Source organism: Bradyrhizobium xenonodulans (assembly GCF_027594865.1).
GTDB lineage: Bacteria > Pseudomonadota > Alphaproteobacteria > Rhizobiales > Xanthobacteraceae > Bradyrhizobium > Bradyrhizobium xenonodulans.
In genome coordinates this window covers 6,598,507-6,616,748 of record NZ_CP089391.1, presented here as the reverse complement: position 1 = coordinate 6,616,748, position 18,242 = coordinate 6,598,507, and the positions used below count along the sequence as shown (strand labels likewise).

The 18,242-nt window shown below is 63.6% G+C and carries 17 protein-coding genes; 8 read left to right on the top strand and 9 right to left on the bottom strand.

Annotation, left to right across the window (positions count from 1 at the left end; genetic code table 11):
* Positions 1–7: 7 nt before the first annotated feature.
* The gene (locus I3J27_RS31490) at positions 8–505 is read left to right on the top strand and encodes a DUF6622 family protein (RefSeq protein ID WP_270162749.1); all 498 of its coding nucleotides are present in this window, start codon (positions 8–10) and stop codon (positions 503–505) included.
* On the opposite strand, the gene I3J27_RS31485 is transcribed toward I3J27_RS31490, so the two are convergent.
* The 5 genes from I3J27_RS31485 to I3J27_RS31465 all read right to left on the bottom strand — a co-directional run bounded on the left by I3J27_RS31485 (position 506) and on the right by I3J27_RS31465 (position 6,200).
* Positions 506–1,495 (bottom strand): hypothetical protein, encoded by a 990-nt coding sequence (locus I3J27_RS31485; protein ID WP_270162748.1) that lies wholly within the window; start codon positions 1,493–1,495, stop codon positions 506–508.
* A gap of 112 nt (positions 1,496–1,607) precedes the next feature.
* Positions 1,608–2,474, bottom strand: coding sequence for a carbohydrate ABC transporter permease (locus I3J27_RS31480; protein ID WP_270162747.1), 867 nt, complete (start codon positions 2,472–2,474; stop codon positions 1,608–1,610).
* Positions 2,471–3,343, bottom strand: a complete 873-nt coding sequence (locus I3J27_RS31475; RefSeq protein ID WP_270162746.1) for a carbohydrate ABC transporter permease — start codon at positions 3,341–3,343, stop codon at positions 2,471–2,473. The genes I3J27_RS31480 and I3J27_RS31475 overlap by 4 nt, the downstream gene beginning before the upstream one ends.
* A gap of 97 nt (positions 3,344–3,440) precedes the next feature.
* On the bottom strand, positions 3,441–4,826 hold the full coding sequence (locus I3J27_RS31470) for an ABC transporter substrate-binding protein (RefSeq protein ID WP_270162745.1): 1,386 nt from the start codon (positions 4,824–4,826) through the stop codon (positions 3,441–3,443).
* 393 nt (positions 4,827–5,219) lie between these two features.
* Complete coding sequence (locus I3J27_RS31465; protein ID WP_270162744.1) at positions 5,220–6,200, bottom strand: LysR family transcriptional regulator; 981 nt, start codon at positions 6,198–6,200, stop codon at positions 5,220–5,222.
* A gap of 119 nt (positions 6,201–6,319) precedes the next feature.
* Here I3J27_RS31465 and I3J27_RS31460 point away from each other — a divergent pair, with 119 nt between their 5' ends.
* On the top strand, positions 6,320–7,393 hold the full coding sequence (locus I3J27_RS31460; protein WP_270162743.1) for a 4-oxalomesaconate tautomerase: 1,074 nt from the start codon (positions 6,320–6,322) through the stop codon (positions 7,391–7,393).
* Between the two features lie 55 nt (positions 7,394–7,448).
* Complete coding sequence (dctA, locus tag I3J27_RS31455; protein WP_270162742.1) at positions 7,449–8,834, top strand: C4-dicarboxylate transporter DctA; 1,386 nt, start codon at positions 7,449–7,451, stop codon at positions 8,832–8,834.
* Positions 8,835–8,910: 76 nt separating this feature from the next.
* On the opposite strand, the gene I3J27_RS31450 is transcribed toward dctA, so the two are convergent.
* Positions 8,911–10,839, bottom strand: coding sequence for an AsmA family protein (locus I3J27_RS31450; protein WP_270172923.1), 1,929 nt, complete (start codon positions 10,837–10,839; stop codon positions 8,911–8,913).
* A 288-nt stretch (positions 10,840–11,127) separates the two neighbouring features.
* Here I3J27_RS31450 and I3J27_RS31445 point away from each other — a divergent pair, with 288 nt between their 5' ends.
* The 3 genes from I3J27_RS31445 (at position 11,128) to I3J27_RS31435 (ending at position 13,972) form a co-directional block, all read left to right on the top strand.
* Positions 11,128–11,835, top strand: a complete 708-nt coding sequence (locus I3J27_RS31445) for a CoA transferase subunit A (RefSeq protein ID WP_270162741.1) — start codon at positions 11,128–11,130, stop codon at positions 11,833–11,835.
* Between the two features lie 15 nt (positions 11,836–11,850).
* Positions 11,851–12,501, top strand: a complete 651-nt coding sequence (locus tag I3J27_RS31440) for a CoA transferase subunit B (RefSeq protein WP_129275247.1) — start codon at positions 11,851–11,853, stop codon at positions 12,499–12,501.
* A gap of 292 nt (positions 12,502–12,793) precedes the next feature.
* Positions 12,794–13,972 carry an IS481 family transposase gene (locus I3J27_RS31435; protein WP_270162740.1) on the top strand — a complete coding sequence of 393 codons (1,179 nt, stop codon included), beginning with the start codon at positions 12,794–12,796 and terminating at the stop codon, positions 13,970–13,972.
* A 33-nt stretch (positions 13,973–14,005) separates the two neighbouring features.
* Here I3J27_RS31435 and I3J27_RS31430 read toward each other — a convergent pair whose 3' ends face one another.
* Together I3J27_RS31430 and nirK are read right to left on the bottom strand one after the other, a co-directional pair.
* Positions 14,006–14,881: an SUMF1/EgtB/PvdO family nonheme iron enzyme gene (locus tag I3J27_RS31430; RefSeq protein WP_270162739.1), complete on the bottom strand. Its 876-nt coding sequence runs from the start codon at positions 14,879–14,881 to the stop codon at positions 14,006–14,008.
* Positions 14,882–14,934: 53 nt separating this feature from the next.
* Positions 14,935–16,032 (bottom strand): copper-containing nitrite reductase, encoded by a 1,098-nt coding sequence (nirK, locus tag I3J27_RS31425; RefSeq protein WP_270162738.1) that lies wholly within the window; start codon positions 16,030–16,032, stop codon positions 14,935–14,937.
* Positions 16,033–16,096: 64 nt separating this feature from the next.
* Here nirK and I3J27_RS31420 point away from each other — a divergent pair, with 64 nt between their 5' ends.
* Positions 16,097–16,273, top strand: coding sequence for a hypothetical protein (locus I3J27_RS31420; RefSeq protein WP_270162737.1), 177 nt, complete (start codon positions 16,097–16,099; stop codon positions 16,271–16,273).
* Here I3J27_RS31420 and I3J27_RS31415 read toward each other — a convergent pair.
* A complete protein-coding gene (locus I3J27_RS31415; protein ID WP_270162736.1) occupies positions 16,270–16,476 on the bottom strand; it encodes a hypothetical protein in 207 nt (68 codons plus the stop codon). The two genes, I3J27_RS31420 and I3J27_RS31415, sit on opposite strands and share 4 nt — an antisense overlap.
* A gap of 160 nt (positions 16,477–16,636) precedes the next feature.
* Between I3J27_RS31415 and hemN the strand changes: the two genes are divergently transcribed.
* Positions 16,637–17,989 (top strand): oxygen-independent coproporphyrinogen III oxidase, encoded by a 1,353-nt coding sequence (hemN, locus tag I3J27_RS31410; RefSeq protein WP_270162735.1) that lies wholly within the window; start codon positions 16,637–16,639, stop codon positions 17,987–17,989.
* Positions 17,990–18,242: the final 253 nt, after the last annotated feature.

Here is an 18,242-nt window from a genome sequence, read left to right as displayed (position 1 = left end):
AGCAATCATGACATTCGCCTGGCAGATCCTGATCCATACGCCGGTCTGGGTCTGGATGCTGCTCGCCTTTCTGTTGTGGCAGGGCGTTCAGGCGATGCGTCCGCGCAGGACGCCAATCTGGCGCGCGCTGATCGTGCCGGTCGTATTCATCGCCTGGGGGGTGTCGCGGCTCGGCTTCGGCCACCAAGACAGCGTTTGGCCGCTGGTCGCATGGATCGCGGCCGCGCTGGTGCTGCTGCCTCTTGGCGTGCTGACGCCGCGCCCGTTCGACGTCGATCACACGACCGGGCAGATCATCCGTCCGGGCAGTCCATTTGGTCTTGTCCGCAACCTGATTGTCTTCGCCTCGCAATATGCGGTCGGCGTGATCTCGGCGATCGATGCGGGCGACCGTGCGCTGGCGATCGTCGTCGGCCGCGCTATCTCGGGCGCGACCGCCGGCTACTTCATCGGCTCGACGATCGCCCTGCTGGTCGCGTATCGACGCAAGAGCGCGGAGAGATGATCAGCGTGACCGGGTTGCGCGCTTCGCGGCCTTGGTGCCGGTAGAACGCGACCGCGTCGCAGAGGCGACGGGGCCGACGTACCGCGCGCGAACGGCGCCTTGCATCGCGGCGCCCAGCTGCCGCAGCGCGAGGCTGTTGAGCGGAAATTCGAGCAGGATGTGGATCAGGCTCAGCGCCAGCAGGAAGGTGAAGCCGAACGCATAATCGTAGAAGTACAGCGCGGTGGAGGCGGCGCTTGCAGCGGCCATCGCCGCCAGCCGCGCCTTGGGCACCTCAGTCCAGCGGATCACGTCGGCTTTGATGAACCAGTTGAGGTAATGGTAGGTATAGACGAAAGCGAGCAGGCTCGTCAGCCTGGTGTCGAGGACGAGGCCGGGGACTCCGAACAGCCGGCCCAGCGCCGGACCGACATTGCCGAAATAGTCCTGCCCGACCCGGGCAAAGCTCGAGATCCGGATTTCGGCCGTTGGCGGCAGCAACAGGATCGTGGCGACCGCAAGCAGATAGACGACCACCAGCGCAGCCTGCACGCGGCTGCCGGATCGGTATGCGCCGAGCACCATGAAGATCAGTGTGAACAGCGAGACGTGGATCAGCGTCGGGATCAGAATGCCGATGACCGCGAGCGACGATCCGCTGGAATACATGATCGCGGACAGAGCGATCGCCACCATGAACAGCAGCATGCTTTCGATCGCGGAGGTGGTGGCCGCCAGCATGGCGCAGACGAGCAGTGCGCCCCACATCGCAAAGCCGAACCACGAAGCGTTGTCGATCAATGCCGCGATCACGGCGATGATCGCGAGGACCGCCGCGATCCCGCGGTGGGGCAGGTAATAGCTGCGATCGTGCAGCCACGAGATCTCGGTGAAGTAGTGTGCCGGGCCGAGCACGACATAGGCCAGCAGCAACAACTCGAACGGCACCAGATAGGCCGCCGCGAGCGCCAGCAGCATCAGGCCGAGGTGGATCGCGTCGTTGCCGCGCATGGTGATGAGCCCGTGACAGGGCTGCGAGGTTAGAGCAGGCGCGGACAACCCGCAATTGTCCAGGTTGTCGCTCGAACGCCCCGCTTGCGGCGACCCGATGCGTCCTGTTGCGTCAGGACTTCACCGCGCCCGCCGTCAGCCCGCCCACCATGTAGCGGCGGAAGGCGTAGTAGACCGCGGCCGGCGGCAGCGCGTAGATGAAGCCGGTGGTCATCAGCAGCTCCCACGGCGAGTCATCGGCCGCGAGGAAGTTGCCGAGCGCGACGGGGAGGGTGATCTCGCGGTCGTTCGAGAGCAGCAGGAACGCGTAGAGATATTCGTTCCACGCCAGCAGCACCGCATAGGTGCCGATCGCGACCAGCGAGGGCATCATCAGCGGCAGATAGACCAGGCGGAAGATCTGGAGCGTCGTCGCGCCGTCCATGACGGCTGCTTCGTCCAGCTCGACCGGCAGCTTGTCGGAAGCCTGCTTCAGCACCCAGATCGCGTAGGGGCTGGCGATCGTCACCATCGCCAGGATCAGCGACCAGTGATTGTTGAGCAGACCGTAATTGCCCATGGTGCGGTACATCGGCACGGCGAGGAACGCCGCGGGGATGAAATAGGTGAACAGCGCGAGGTTCAGCACCACGCGTCCGCCCGGCACCTTGAGCCGCGAGATCGAGAACGCCGCGGCAGTGGCGATGACCAGCGTCAGCACGCCGACGGACGCCGCGATCACCAGCGAATTCCAGAACTGCACGTAGAAGTCGCGCAGGAAATAATGCTGCTGCTTGAACACGATTTCGAAGTTATGCAGCGTCGGATGGTCCGGCCACAGCTTGCCCGAGAACGCGTCTTCCTTCGGGGAGATCGCGAACAGGAACATGTGGTAGATCGGAATCATCGTCCACAGGAAGACGGGAATGCCGATCAGCAGGAGCCGCGCTTCGGTCGCGACGTCGCGCCAGGAAAATTCGCTTACGCCGGGAAGCTTCATCGCGACAACCGTTTCATCATGAAATACACGAGCGGCAGGACGAACGGCATCGCGCAGACGATGGAGGCCATCGCGAGCGAGAGCTGGTCGAGCCGGAGATAGCGGATACCGAGCGTCGACAGCACATGCGTGAGATCGGCCGGGCCACCGCCGGTGAGCAGATAGACGCTGTTGAAGTCGCCCAGCGTCCAGATCATCGAGAGCAGCGTGCAGGTGATGTAGAGCGTCTGCATCGACGGCCAGGTGATGTAGCGGAATTTCTGCCACCAGCTCGCGCCGTCGACCTCGGCGGCCTCGAACAGATCATGCGCGATCGCAAGACGTCCGGTGATCAGGATCAGGGTCCAGAACGGCAGCGACTTCCAGATGTGCACGCCGATCGCCATGCTCAACGCCACGGTCGGGTCGTTCAGCCAGTTCGGGCCGTCATCGCCGGTGAGGGAGAAGATGATGTGGTTGATCACGCCCCATTCGGGATTGAGCATGAAGCGCACCGACAGGATGGTCGGAATCGACGGCACCGCCCAGGGCAGGATGAAGATCACCGAGAGCCATTTGATCCAGGGGCGCTGCTGGGCGAAGAAGCCGGACAGGAACAGCGCGATCAGCATCTTGATGTTGATGCCGATGACCAGGAAGATCAGCGTGTTGACCGCGGCGCGCGCGAAGATCGGATCGTTGTAGAGCGCGACATAGTTCGACGGGGCCCGCGCCAGCCACAGCCCGTAGCAGACGGGGTAGACGACGAAGGCGAGGAAGACGAGCAGATAGGGCGCAAGCAGCACGATGCCCCAGACCTGCGCCGGGGTCAGCCGCGACGACAGGGGTGGGGCGGGGATCGACTGATCGCCAGAGAGCGTGATCGCCATTCTTTGGGACTCTTTGAAAGGACTTCCGGCCGCACGAGGCGGCCGGTATTAGCGTTTCGCCTCTCCCCGCGCCAGCGGGGAGAGGGAGAAAGCGAACTTAGCCTGCAACCTGCTTGATGCGGGCGATCAGCTCGTCGACGGCCTTGTCGACCGGGACCTTCTCGCTGACGACCCGGTTCATCGCCTTGGCCCAGACGTTCTCGTTGTTCAGGATCGTGAACTTCCAGTTCTTGGTGAAGTCGAACGCGGCGGTACCGCCGGTGAACTGGGCGTAGACGGCCTTGCGGTGCTTGTCAGCCTGCCAGAACGGGCTCGCCTGGCTTTCCTTGGTCACCGGGAACCAGCGGCCGAGCGCGCCCTCGATATAGGGGCGGACGTTCTCTTCCTGGAGCAGGAAGCTGATGAACTGCTTGGCCTCGGCCTTGTTCTTGGCCGCTGTGAAGACCAGCCCGGTCTTGACGTCGGAGCGGTAGCGGATGGTCGAACCATCGGGCGCCTTGGGGAAGGACGCCGTGACGATGTCCTGCTCATAGGCCTTCTTGCCGGCCTCGCGCTGTTCCGGCGTGAGTGCCTGGTTCTGCGAGTCCTCGTACCACTTCGCCGCGATCGAGATCGTGAAATTGTGGGTCATCACGATGGTCTTGTTGTGGAAGGCGACGTTGTTGTCCGGATCCTTCCAGGTCGTCGAGGACGGCGGCGTGCAGCCCTTGATGTAGGTGTCGGTGTAGTCCTTCATCGCCTTGATCAGGTTCTCGCGAACCGTGGGATCGTCGACCGTGAGCTTGCCGTCGTCGTCGACCAGCTTGACGTGGTAGGCGTCCATGAAGGTGTAGAACGACTGGAAGGCGTCGGTGGATTCCACGCCCATCGGCTGGCCGACGGCATAGATGCGCTGGTTGGTCGCCTTGCGGATCCCCGGCTGCACCTTGTCGCACCAGAACGTCCAGTAGCCCGCCCAGTCGGTCGGGATGTCGCTCAACTTGAAGCCGGCCTTCTCCAGCATGTCGTTCCAGATCTGGACGTGCATGCTCTGCTGCTTCAGCGGGAAGCCGTAATAGGCCTTCTTCTTGCTGACGTCGTTATAGAGGATCGAGGCATCCAGCGTGTTCTGCACGAACCGGCCCTTGATCGGCTCCATGACGTCCGTGAGGTCCTCGAGCTTGCCTTCATAGGCCCACTTGCCCTGCGCCTGCACGTCATAGGAATCGGAATAGGCGACATCGGGCACGGTGCCGGCGTCGAGCGCGGCGACCGTCTTCGGAATCATGTCCTGGATCGCGTATTGCGACAATTCGACCTTGATGCCGGTCTTGGCTTCGAACTTCTTGATCGTCTCGATCAGCGCGTCGTCTTCGGAGCGGTAGAAGCCCTTGCCCCACCAGACCGTAATCGTCTTCTGCTGCGCAAATGCGGGTGCAGCGGCTGCAAACAGCCCAGCCGCAGCGACCGCGAGTGAAACTGCGCCAATAACCTTGGATTTCACGTTTTTCTCCCTTAAACGGCCGGTGTTTTTAACCGGTCGTATAAAACACTAGCGCATGCCCGTCAGCCGATCTAGCGGCATCTTGTCAGACCTAGGTCGTGGGGTCTCGGGCCGGAGGAGATGCTTAATGCGTGCATCGATCCAATCGCTGTATCAATTCGCGGCCATCAATTCGGGTTGCGCGCTCTTCGCCTGACCCATGCGCAACGTCACATCCCTGCTCGCCGCTCGCGAAAGATCCGGTCGTTGTAAGCAGTATGAGGACTGAATGCAACGCAACCGGCCCGCAACGCTGCTCCGGCTGCAGGAGCCAAAAGTCTCTGACGACGCGGGTTGGCCCAGGAACTCCGGTTCGACGTGGGAATGGCCTTGGACCGCGACGCGGGCGAGCCGTCAGCGTTTCGCCTTCAGGCCTATCGAAACGGCATTCGAACTTGCCTGAGCGGATCGGGACCGCGGCTTGCCCTGGACGCTCGTCCGGGAAGGGGAACGCCATGCCTCGAGCAGCATCTTGAGAAATTGGCTGGCGTGAGGGGATAATGTCGCCCCGCGCCTGCGCACGATTCCGATCGTCCGCGACACTTCCGGCTCGATCAACCGAACGGTGTGAATGATCGGATGGCCGGCGGCTGGCGTTGCGAGCCTCGGTAGCACGGCGATGCCCAGCCCCGCTTCGACCAGGCCAAGCGAACCGGAGAGGTGAGCGACTTCATAGGACCAGTTCAACTGCAGGCCGTGTCGCGCCAGCGCATTGTCGATCAATGCGCGATTGCCGCTGTTGCGACCGACGGTGATGATCCGGTGCGGCACGATCTCCGACCAACTCACCTGTTTGCGCGATGCCAACGGATGGTCATGACGGCAGGCCAGGACGAAAGGATCTTCGACCAGTTTCTCGAATTCAATTTCGGCATGCGAAGCACCGATGAAATTGATGCCGAAATCGACTTCTCCGCGCGCGACGGCTTCCAAACCCTCATTGGCACCGATGTCCAGTATCCGGATGCGAATGCGCGGATACGCTTCGGCGAATCGGCCGATCGCACGCGGCAGGAAATAGAACACCGCCGTCGGGACCGCAGCCACCGACACCAAACCTGAACTTCGCGCGCCGATATCATGGATGGCGAGCACCGAGGTCTCGAACTCGTCGATCAGGCGGCGCACTTTCGGCAGGAAGTCGCGGCCCGTCATGGTGAGATTGACGTGGCGCGTCGACCGTTCGAGCAACGGGGCACCGAGGCTTTCTTCCAGCTTCTGGATGCGCCGGCTGAGCGCCGGCTGGGACAGGTTCAGCGCCTTGGCCGTCCGAACGAAGCTTCCTGTCTCCGCGACGGTGATGAACGCTTTGAGGTCGAGCAGTTCCGCATTCATTGGGCGAGCTCCATTATATCGATATCCGGAATAATACCTCAGATATTTGCATTTCACAAAAGAGTTCAGACCGAGGATGCTCAGGTTCGAGCGAAGATGTCGCCGAACGGAACAACTCCATGAACGATCAGATTGCCATTCCCTGTGTGGTCATGCGTGGGGGCACTTCGCGCGGACCATTCTTCCTGGCCCGCGATCTTCCAGCCGACGCCAGATTGCGCGATGCGGTCCTGCTGTCCGTGATGGGAGGTGGGCACGATCTTGGAATCGATGGGATCGGCGGCGGCAATGCCGTGATCAACAAGGTCGCAATCGTTGGACCGGGATCGGTGCCCGGCGCCGACGTTGACTATCTGTTTGCCCAGGTGCGGGTCCGTGAAGGCATCGTCGATACCTCGCCGAACTGCGGAAATATGCTGGCGGCGGTGGGGCCGTTCGCGATCGAAGCCGGGCTGGTCACCGCTGCCGCAGATCGCACCCATGTGCGCATCCACAATGTCAACACCGGCAAGCTGATTGATGCGACCGTTGCCACACCCGGAGGGCGGGTGACCTACGAGGGCGAGGCACGGATCGACGGTGTACCAGGAACGGCCGCGCCGATCGAACTGTCGTTCCCCAACGCGGCCGGCGCACGCACCGGTCGCCTCCTGCCCACGGGACGACCGGTCGACCGGATCGAAGGGATCGACGTCACCTGCATCGACGCGGCTATGCCGGTCATGCTGGTCCGCGCGGCGGATCTGGGCTGGAGCGGCCGTGAGGTGCCCTCGGACTTCGCCGACAGCGGCTTCCGCGCGCGTCTCGAGCATCTGCGCATCCAGGCCGGACGCCGGATGGGCTTTCCGAATTCTGCGGCAATGGTGATCCCGAAGCCGGTTCTGATTGCGCCCGCGGGCGAGGCGGCATTGAACACCCGCTACTTCATGCCGCACGACTGCCATAGCGCGCTGGCGGTGACCGGCGCCGTCGCGATCGCGACGGCCTGTGTCACGCCCGGAACGATCGCCGCAGAGATGGTCGGACCGCTGGCGCCGCCGGTGTCGATCACGCTCGCCCATCCCTCCGGCCAGCTTGTGGTTCGCCTGGAGCCCGGCCCGGTTGCCCGGGTGCAGCGGACGGCCCGGCGGATTTTCGAGGGCCATGTTTTCGCCCGTCGATCGCACGTGCCTCAGTCGGTCCTGGCGGCCTGAAGCCCGCCGCCTTCGAAGCCATCAAGAAAAAATCAGAGCCATGGGAGAAACGAGAATGCACAAGCAAGCGCTGGTTGAGCCCGCGAACAGTGAGGTGCGAAAGCCGTTTTACCGGATTCTCTACGTCCAGGTGCTGATTGGCCTCATGCTGGGTGTCCTCACCGGCCATCTGTGGCCTGAATTTGGCGCCGCGCTGAAGCCTTTTGGTGACGGCTTCGTCAAGCTGGTCAAGATGATGATCGCGCCGATCGTGTTCTGCACCATCGTCAGCGGCATCAACAGCATCAGCGATTCGCGCGAAGTCGGCCGCACGCTGGTGAAATCCATGGCGCTGTTCTACCTGCTGACCGTGCTCGCACTGCTGGCTGGACTGATTGCAGTATCGCTGATCCAGCCGGGCGTCGGCATGCATGTGTCCGTCAATACGCTCGATCCGTCGGTGGCCGCGAAATTCGCGAAGCAGGCAGCTGCGAGCGGATTTGCCGACTTCATGCTGCACATCATCCCGCATTCCTTCTTTGGCGCGTTTGCCGATGGCGAAGTGCTGCCGGTCCTGCTGGTCTCCATCCTCATCGCCTTTGGGCTGAGCCGCGCCGGTGACGACGGTGTGATGGTGACCAAGGCCGTCACCTCGTTCTCTCATGTGCTGTTTGTGGCCTTCGGTTTCGTCATGAAGCTTGCCCCGCTCGGCGCCTTTGGCGCCATGGCGTTCACGGTGGGCCGCTATGGCATCCGTTCGATTGGCTCGCTCGGACTGCTGATCCTGACATTCTATATCGCCTGCTCCGTTTTCGTGGTCGTCGTGCTTGGGGCGCTGGCGCGACTGAACGGCTTCAGCCTGTGGAAGACCATCCGCTACTTCAAGGAAGAGCTGCTGATCGTGCTCGGCACGTCATCGTCGGAGCCGGCGCTGCCCGGCGCGCTGCGCAAACTGGAGCAACTTGGATGCCGGAAAGGCGTTTCGGGGCTCGTGTTGCCGATGGGCTACTCTTTCAATCTGGACGGCAGCGCCATCTACCTCACCCTGGCGTCCATCTTTATCGCGCAAGCCTGCGACATTCACCTGTCATGGGGACAGATCGCGGCGATGCTCGGACTGATGCTGCTGACGTCCAAAGGGGCGGCGGGTGTCACTGGCAGCGGCTTCGTCGCGCTTGTCGCGACCCTCTCCGTCATGCCGGATTTGCCCGTGACTGGCGTGGCGCTGCTTGTCGGCATCGACCGCTTCATGTCGGAGGCGCGGGCGCTGACCAGTATGATCAGCAACTGTGTTGCAGCCATCACCGTTTCGCTGTGGGAGGACGCCTGTGACCGTGAGGTATTGGCCCGTGAACTGGGACAGAGCGGCACTGTCGCGGTCGCGACCGGCACGAAGATCGCGGCCGCAACAGCGGTGCGGGAGGACAAGAGTTGGATTTCGACGACGCAATCGGCCGCCTGACGTCGCGGTATTGAGTCTGGCAAGTCGAGCCCGTGGTGCGCAGGCAGCCACCCCCAAGAGAGGGGCGTCGATCGCTCTAGTTGGACTTCGCGCCTTCCTTGGCGTTCTCCGCTGTCGGCGATTCTGCCGGCGCGGGGCGCTTTCCGCTGCCGGTGATGCGCTCGATCGCGGAGCGCACGGCATCGCCTCCCTTGCGGTCCTTCAACATGTCGAGCAGCGGCGCCGAGGCCGGCGAGCGGCGGATCAGGCTTTCCGGATCGGGGAAGATCAGCGGATCGTCCCAGGGACCCTGCACCACGAAGGGCAGTTCGAAGCCGGACGTGGTGTTGAGGCTGGCGACGCCCTTCATGTCGTATTCGCGCGTCGGCACCGAGGCGGTGCCGGTCAGCGTGATCTTCGCCGCCGGCCCTTCGACGCGGATGTCCTCGGCGGTGGCGACCCCGTCGGAGAATTTCACCGCGATGGTGAGGTTGTTGTAAGGGGTCGAGCCGTTGCGGAAATTGCCGCCACCAGACAGCGGCCGCCGCTCCAGCCGCTTCAGGAGCTGCTCGGCATTGAAGCCCGCGATCGCGCCGTCATGTCCGGTCACGGTGGCGGTGCCGTCGAGCGACTGCACGAGGCCGAACGGGCTCGAGCCGGAGGCGAGGAGCGAGACGTTGATGTTGCCGCGCCCCGAGAGCTTGTTGAGGCCGAACAGTTCGGAGGCGCAGGCCTGAAGATCGACATCGGTGAACTGGAATTGCGCCTTGATGTCGGCGACGGTGTCGGAGCGCGCGATCCCGAACGAGCCCTTGGCGATGCCGCCATAGACCTGGGCCTCGCCGACCGAAAGCGCCAGCGTGCCGTTGCGCAAATTGGCGCCGATCGCGGTGCGGCCGAGCTTCGTCGGCCCGACCGTCAGCTTGGCTGCCGACAGGCGCATGTCCAGGTCGGTGGTCGAGAGCCCGTTGAGATCGAACAGCTGCCTGTTCCAGTCGCGTGCGCCGCTGGCGAGCAGGCGGAAGGTCGAGATATAAGGTGTGAAGTCGAGCGCGTCGGCGGCGAGCGTCGCTTGCAGCGTCTGCCGGCCGTTATTGGCGTAGGTCATCACGCCTTCGGCGGCATTGCCGTCGAGTTCGACATTGACGTTGGTCAACGCGATCGAGGGGCCGACGACGTTGGCGCGCGCCTTCAGCGCGAAGCGGCCGAAGCCGCCGCTGCCGGGCTGCGGCTGGCCGGCCCAGCGCAGCGCATTGCGCAGCGACGGGCTGTCGATGGTGAGCGTGCCTTCCATCATCGGGCTGGTGCGGTTGGCGACGCTGCCGTCGAAGGCGAGTTTGAGCGGGGCGCTGGCGATCCGTGCCTTCAACCCCGAGCGGTCGCCGGAGAGAGCGGCGACGAAATCGGCGAAGCTGATCGTGCCGTCGACGCGCTCGCCGCGCCAGTCGAACTGTCCGGTGGCGGCGAAGGAGCGCGAGATCGAGGGCCAGGCCAGCGACAGGTCGATGTCCTCGAACTTCTCGGTGGCGTGCGTGGCGGCGTCCTCGTAGTCGAGCACGCCGTCCTGGATCCGGATTTCGGAGAACGAGACCTGATTGTCCGCGCCGGGCTTCATCGTGCGGGCGATGGTCTGGATGAAGGGCGTCCAGTTGCTCTCGCCATCCGGCTTCAGGCTGACATGGATGCGCGGCCGCAGCAGCGTCAGGTCGGCGATCTCGAACCGTTGCAGCAGCAGCGGCAGCAGCCGCAGATTGGCGGTCAGCACGTCGACATGGAGCGCAGGGTCGCTGGTGCCGCCGCCCTTCAGGCCGACGTCATGGAAGGAGATGTAGCTCGCCGGCAGCACGGAGATGTCGATGCTGCCTGCGACATTGAGTTCGAGCCCGGTGACGTCACGGATCTGTGCTTCCACCGCCCTGCGCAACGCGTCGCGGTTGATGAGCCAGGAGGTCGCGATCAGGGCGATCAGCACGACGCCGAGCAGCGCCGCGATCGGCGTCCCGAGGCGCTTCATTCCTTGGGCCATGGTCAATGGCGTGTCCTGATCGGGTTGGTCGTTGGAGCCGGAAGGGCGGGCCGGGAAACCTGCGCGCCCCACGCCCAAGCCCTATGATGTTAAGTGCCGCAACTTGATGGGTTTTCTTGTCGCTTTCAAGGCCGCGGGCGGTTCTGCCCACGGCGTGGGCAGCTTCTATCACCCAGGGACGGAACGGAGAACCCCGTATCATTGACGGCTTTGGAGGATTTCGCCTAATAATCGCCGCCAATAAGGCGCGACGCCCGCAAGCCGAAGGTTCAGTCGAAGGTCATTTGCATGAACAAGGTCTATCCCGACGCCAAGTCGGCTCTCGACGGCATTCTGAAAGACAACATGATGATCATGTCGGGCGGCTTCGGCCTCTGCGGCATCGCCGAGGCGCTGTCGGACGCGATCCGCGAGTCCGGCGTCAAGGGCCTGACGGTCGTCTCCAACAATGCCGGCGTCGACGGCATCGGCCTCAGCCGCCTGCTGGAAACCCGCCAGATCAAGAAGATGATCTCGTCCTATGTCGGCGAGAACAAGCTGTTCGCTCAGCAATTCCTCGCCGGCGAGCTGGAACTCGAATTCAATCCGCAGGGCACGCTGGCCGAGCGCATCCGCGCCGGCGGCGCCGGTATCCCAGCCTTCTACACCAAGACCGGCGTCGGCACGCTGATCGCCGAAGGCAAGGAAGTGAAGGAGTTCGACGGCGAGAAATACCTGATGGAGCGCGGCCTGTTCGCCGACCTCGCCATCGTGCACGCCTGGAAGGGCGACACCGCCGGCAACCTCATCTACCGCAAGACCGCGCGCAACTTTAACCCGATGATGGCGACCGCCGCCAAGATCACGGTGGCCGAGGTCGAGCATCTGGTTCCGGCCGGTGAACTCAATCCCGACCACATCCACACGCCCGGCATCTTCGTGAAGCGCATCGTCGAGGTCGGTACGGCCAAGAAGCGCATCGAATTCCGCAACACCCGCCCGCGCAACGCCGCTTAAGATCAGGAGAGCCACATGGCCTGGACCCGTGAACAGATGGCTGCGCGCGCCGCAAAGGAACTGCGTGACGGCTACTACGTCAATCTCGGCATCGGCATCCCGACGCTGGTCTCGAACTTCATCCCCGACGGCGTGGATGTCAGCCTGCAGAGCGAGAACGGCATGCTCGGCATGGGACCGTTTCCCTATGAGGGCGAGGAAGACGCCGACCTCATCAATGCCGGCAAGCAGACCGTGAGCGAATTGCCCTCGACCTCGTATTTCTCGAGCGCGGATTCCTTCGGCATGATCCGCGGCGGCCACATGGACCTTTCGATCCTCGGCGCCATGCAGGTCGCCCAGAACGGCGATCTCGCCAACTGGATGATCCCCGGCAAGATGGTCAAGGGCATGGGCGGCGCGATGGATCTCGTCGCCGGCGTCAAGCGCGTCGTCGTGGTGATGGAGCATTCGGCCAAGGACGGCTCGAAGCTGCTCAAGAAGTGCAACCTGCCGCTGACCGGCGAGCGCGTGGTCGACATGGTCGTCACCGATTTGGCCGTGTTCACCATCGACAAGCACGGCGACGGCGGCATGGCCCTGATCGAGCTCGCCGACGGCGTCTCGCTCGACGAGGTCAAGGCCAAGACCGAAGCCGAATTCCGCGTCGCGCTGAAGAACACGTAAGACAGCAATTGTAATGAATGCGAACGGCCGGGCGTCGTCTCGGCCGTTTTCGTTTGTGACGTCGCTGGCCCGATGGCGCGTTGTTCAACGCAGTGCGCTTTCCACATTTCGCGCTGTCATGCCCCGCGCAGGCGGGGCATCCAGTACGCTGCGGCTTCTCGGTTCAATCACCGCCGTCTCGGAATACTGGATTGCCCGCCTTCTGTTTAGACCGGACAGATCACTGACGGGTGTTCGGAGACATAGCTGACACATCACAATGGGCTGGATTGGTCGATTTGGGAGGCCGTCCATGCCCTGGAACGAGGTGTCGGTAATGGATCAGCGACGCGAGTTTGTGCGGCTTGCCTTACAGGAAGGAGCGAACCGGCGAGAGTTGTGCCGGCGGTTCGGAATCAGCCCTGACGTGGGCTATAAATGGTTGCGGCGTTGGCAGGCTGGCGACCATGATCTGGCGGATCAGCCGCGTCGTCCGAAGAGCATGCCCAGGCGCAGCGAGCCTGCGGTGGAGGCGCAAATCCTGGCTGTGCGGGACAAGCATCCAGCCTGGGGGGCGCGCAAGATTGCCCATTGCCTGAAGCGCGACGGCCAGGCTGTGCCTGTGCCTTCGACGGTCCATCAGATCCTGTGCCGGAATGAGCGGATCAAGCCGAGCGAGAAGGCTTCGCCAAGCCCTTCAGACCACCGGTTCGAGAAGGATGCGCCCAATCAGCTTTGGCAGATGGACTTCAAGGGTCACATGCCGCTTGCCGACGGGAGGCGTTGCCATCCGCTCACCATGGTCGATGACCACTCGCGCTATGCCCTGTGTCTGAAGGCATGCGCCAACGAGCGGCGCCCAGACGTGCAGAAACACCTGACCGACACTTTTCGACGCTATGGGATGCCAGAGGCCTTTTACCTCGACAATGGATCTCCCTGGGGCGACACGTCCGGCGCTCGCTGGACCTCGCTGAAGGTATGGCTGCTCAAGCTCGGCGTCAGGGTGATCCACGCCAGGCCACGCCATCCTCAGGGCCGAGGCAAGAACGAACGCTTCCATCGCAGCTTGAAAGCGGAAGTGTTCGCTCTGCACACGTTCCGCACCCTGGCGGAAGTTCAGCGCGCCCTCGACAACTGGCGCACGATCTACAATCTGGAGCGGCCACATGAAAGCCTCGGCATGGGTATCCCCGCCGATCGCTACCGGCCGAGTTCTCGCGCCATGCCCGATCGTGTGCCGAAGGTGCAATACGACGCCGGGGAGATCGTTCGCACCGCCTCCTCGACCCGGAGCTACATCGCCTTCAAAGGGCAGATGTGGAAAGTCCCTCAAGCCTTCTGCGGCGAGCAGTTGGCCATCAGGCAGCTCGACCGCGACGGTCGCTACGGAATCTTCTTCGCCAGCTGGCAGGTCGCATCAATCGACTTGACCAATGGCCAACCTGTCAGTGATGTGTCCGAACAGGTGTCAGCTATGTCCCCGGTCTGAACACTTCGCGGGCAATGACAGCAGGACGCTCAGCTACGACCTCATCCACACCTTGCCCCACCGCGCCGACACGCTCGCGACCCAGGACGTCTCCTCCCGCACCAGGCGGAAGCCGAGATTGGCGGGCGGCACGCCTTGCGCGCAGCCGCCGGCGCGGGCGTCGCGGATGAAGTCGGTGACGTAGGCGCGGTGCGCGCCTTCGGCGACGCGCACACCGCAGTTCACGGTCGGGCGGCCGGCATTGCCGGCGGCGTCGACACGCGAGCGCACGAAGCAGGTCGAGGTCCACTCCCAGACATTGCCGGCGAGATCTTCGATGCCGTGCTCGTTCGCGCCGAACTTGCCGAACGGATAGGCTGTGGTGTCGGAGAGATCGCGCTCGGATTCGCGCTCGTAGCGGCTGATCCAGCGCTTCGAAGGGTCGTCTGCGTCCACCGTGACGCCATCATCCTTGAACCTGGAGCCCGCCGCGAAGGCCCATTCCTCGTCGCTCGGCAAACGATAATGGTGGCCGGTCTTGCGCGACAGCCAGGCCGCATAGGCCTCGGCGTCGTACCAGCTCACCTGTACCGCGGGACGATCGGAGGCGACCGCCACGCCGCGATCGAGCGCGCGGCAGCCGCCATCCTGCACGCAAAGCTGATAGTCCGACGAGGAGACCTGATTGCGCATGACGCGCAACGGCCTCTCGAACCGCAGCGTGCGCAGCGGCGCCTCCGCCTGCTGCCCGCCACGCGTGAAATCGCCGGCCTCGCGATAGGACAGGCCGCCCGGCGCGACTCTGACGAGCGCAGGCTCCGACGCCGTGCCGTGGACCGTGATGTCCGAGACCAGCGGCGCCATCGCGATCGGCCCCGCCAGCCCGGCCGCGCAGGCGAGCAGCAGCTTCAATTTGAATGCGATCAGCATCGTCGTCCCCCAAAAGGAAGAAGGGGCCGGTGATCCACAGGCCCCTCGTCGCGTTAGTTGGTGTTGGCGGCCGGGATGTCCGCAGGCGCCTTCACCTGCATCATCAGATCGTCGTTCCACTTGCCTTCGACCTTGAAGTGCGCGGTGGCGCCGAGGTCGGCGGCCTCGATCAGGTTATGCGTGACGTAGGCGTAGATGCCGGGCTGCATGAACTTGTACAGCGCAGCTCCCGCCGAGCCGCCGCGGATGAACCAGGTCTCGAGCCCCGTCTCCGGTGCGTTGGAGAACTTGCCGGTCTCCCAGACGTAGTCGCCATGGCCGCCGATCAGATGCGGACGGCTGTCGCGGTTGGCCTGCGAATGCACGATCAGCACGTTCTCGCCGACATTGGCGGTGAGCGCGTTCTTGCCGGTGAGCGCGCCGACCTTGCCGTTGAAGACGACATGGGAGGGGATCAGCTTCTTCATCACCTCTTCGGTCTCGGTGAAGGCTTCGCCCGGCGAGTCGTAGGACTTGAATTTGCCCTTCTCGTCGCGCGGCACGTACATGTCCTGCTCGCCGATATAGTAGACCTTGTCGTATTTCAGCGCGTGGCCCTTGCCGTCGTTGAGGCCGTCACGCGGCAGCACCATCACGGCGCCGTTCATGCCGGAGACGACGTGCCAGGGGATCATCGGGCCGCCCGGGGCGCAGTGATAGACGAACACGCCGGTCTTGGTCGCCTTCCAGCGCAGCACGACCTGCTCGCCGGGATTGATCAGCGTGAGCGCGCCGCCACCAAGCGCGCCGGTCGCGGAATGGAAGTCGATGTTGTGCGGCATGGTGTTGGTCGCGGGATTGACCAGCGTGGTTTCGACATAGTCGCCCTCATGCACGACCATCAGCGGACCCGGCATCGAGCCGTTGAAGGTCATGGCCTGGAAGGTGGTGCCCTTCTCGTCGATGACGACCTTCTTCTCCTCGATCGTGAGCTTGAACTCCACGATCTTGGGGCCCTGCTTGGTCGCCTGCTCGTGCGCATGCACGAAGGGCGGAGCGACCAGCTCGACCTTCTGGCGCGGCAGCTTGAGATCGTCGGCAGCAAAGGCGGGAGTCGCCAGCATCAAGGCAGTCGCGGCGGCGCTGATCAATGCGGCTCTGCGGGTGAACATCGGAAGCATCCTTCATCTGAAATGGTTTTGATGACGGATGCAGTGTGCGCTTGTTGCGGCAAGAGTGTTTGCGCTGCGACAAGCTTTTGCCGGATTCGCCTCCGGTAAATTCCTTAAGCGGTTTGCCGAAGCGCGCGTCGACGATGCGAAGGACGCGACGTCGCGCGGCATCAGCCGCACGAGCGGCAAATCGTTCACGGACTCAGTTGCGTTCGATTGGGAATGGATGGTCGTCGATTAGAGAAGCTGGATCGCAATCCAGACCGTGCCCCAGACCGCGAGCGACAGCGCGGCGAAGACCGCGGCCATGATCACCAATACGCGCACGAGATAACCTGCGCCGACCGGGGACGCGGCGGGGACAGGACGGAAATCGTCAAAGCGCGGGATATGGCCGCGAACGCCGGTGAGCCAGAGAACGAGATCGAGCGCAAGCGACGTCATGGCCTATCTCCAGGGAGCACTGATTAAACGTCACCATGGCCCCGATCCGGCGCCGGGACTTTGAGCAAGCGCAAGGTGAACCGCCCGAAAAGCGGGTAATCCAGTGCCATCCGGGACGGGCCGCCCCACTGCGCGGTATCGATTTACGAATGGGTAAGACATGAGGGCTGATCTCGCAGCGAGTTATGGCGAAGAACGTCTGCCGCGCTACACGAGCTATCCGACCGCACCGCATTTCTCGGCGACGATCGGCGCGGACACCTACGCCAGGTGGCTGTCCGAGCTGCCCCCGGGCTCCAGCGCGTCACTCTATCTGCACGTGCCGTTCTGCCGCGAGATGTGCTGGTATTGCGGTTGCCATACCCAGATCGTTCGCCGCGACGGGCTGATCGCCGCCTATCAGCGGACCCTGCTCAGTGAGATTGCGCAGGTCGCTGAAACCATCGGCCGACGCATCAAGGTCGAGCACATCCATTTCGGTGGCGGCACGCCGACGATCATGGCGCCGGACGCCTTTGCCGAGCTGATGGCGGCAATGCGTCACGCGTTCTTCGTGCTGCCTTCGGCCGAGATTGCGGTCGAGATCGACCCGCGCACGCTGACCGCCGAGATGGTGGAGACGATGCGACTCTCCGGCGTCAATCGTGCGAGCCTGGGGGTGCAGAGCTTCGATCCGGTCGTGCAGCGCGCGATCAACCGCGTGCAGAGCTACGAGCAGACGGCGTCCGTCGTCGACAGGCTCCAGCGCGCCGGCATCAAGGGGATCAACTTCGATTTGATCTACGGCCTGCCGCACCAGACCATCGCGTCCTGCATCGACACCGTGCGGCGTTCGCTCGAGCTCGGGCCCGACCGGTTCTCGGTGTTCGGCTACGCGCATGTGCCCGATTTCAAGAAGCACCAGCGCATGATCAACGAGAAGCATCTGCCTGATGGCCTTGCGCGTCACGACCAGGCCTGCGCGATCGCTAATGCTCTGAAAGAGGCTGGCTACGTGCAGGTCGGGCTCGATCATTTCGCGCGCCCCGGCGACGCCATGGCCGTTGCCTTCGAGGACCGGACGCTGCGGCGTAATTTCCAGGGCTACACCACCGACAGAGGCGAGGTCCTGATCGGCTTCGGCGCCAGCGCCATCGGACATCTGCCGCAGGGTTACGTCCAGAACGAGGTGCAGATCGGCGCCTATGCGCAAAGCATCACGTCCGGCCGCCTCGCGACGGCCAAGGGCTACGGGCTCACCGATGACGACCGGCTGCGCGCCGACATCATCGAGCGCATCATGTGCGAGTTCAGCGCCGATCTCGGCGACATCTGCGCGCGCCATGGCGCAGAGCCGGAGGCGATGCTGAAGTCGGCTGCGCGCCTGAAGCCGCTGATTTCGGACGGCGTGGTGAGGCTCGACGGCGACCGCCTCGCGGTCGCAAGCGACTCGCGCTTCCTGGTCCGCAGCGTTGCCGCTGCGTTCGACGCGCATCTCAATCCAGCGAAGCAGTTGCACAGCAGGGCGGTGTAGTTCACCTCTCCCGTGGCGCATCCTTCGAGACGCCCGCCTTCGGCGGGCCCTCAGGATGAGGACGGGAGTGCGCGGCAGCTATTTCGGCGGGGAAAGCTGCCGCTCAGCCTCATCCTGAGGAGACCGCGGAGCGGTCGTCTCGAAGGACGAGGTGCTTGCACAGGTCTCGCCAAGGTCAAACGCGATAGCCCCGCCGTAAGAACGGCAAGAGCGAGAAGCAACCACCAGCTTGCGCTTCAACAAAGAAACTCCG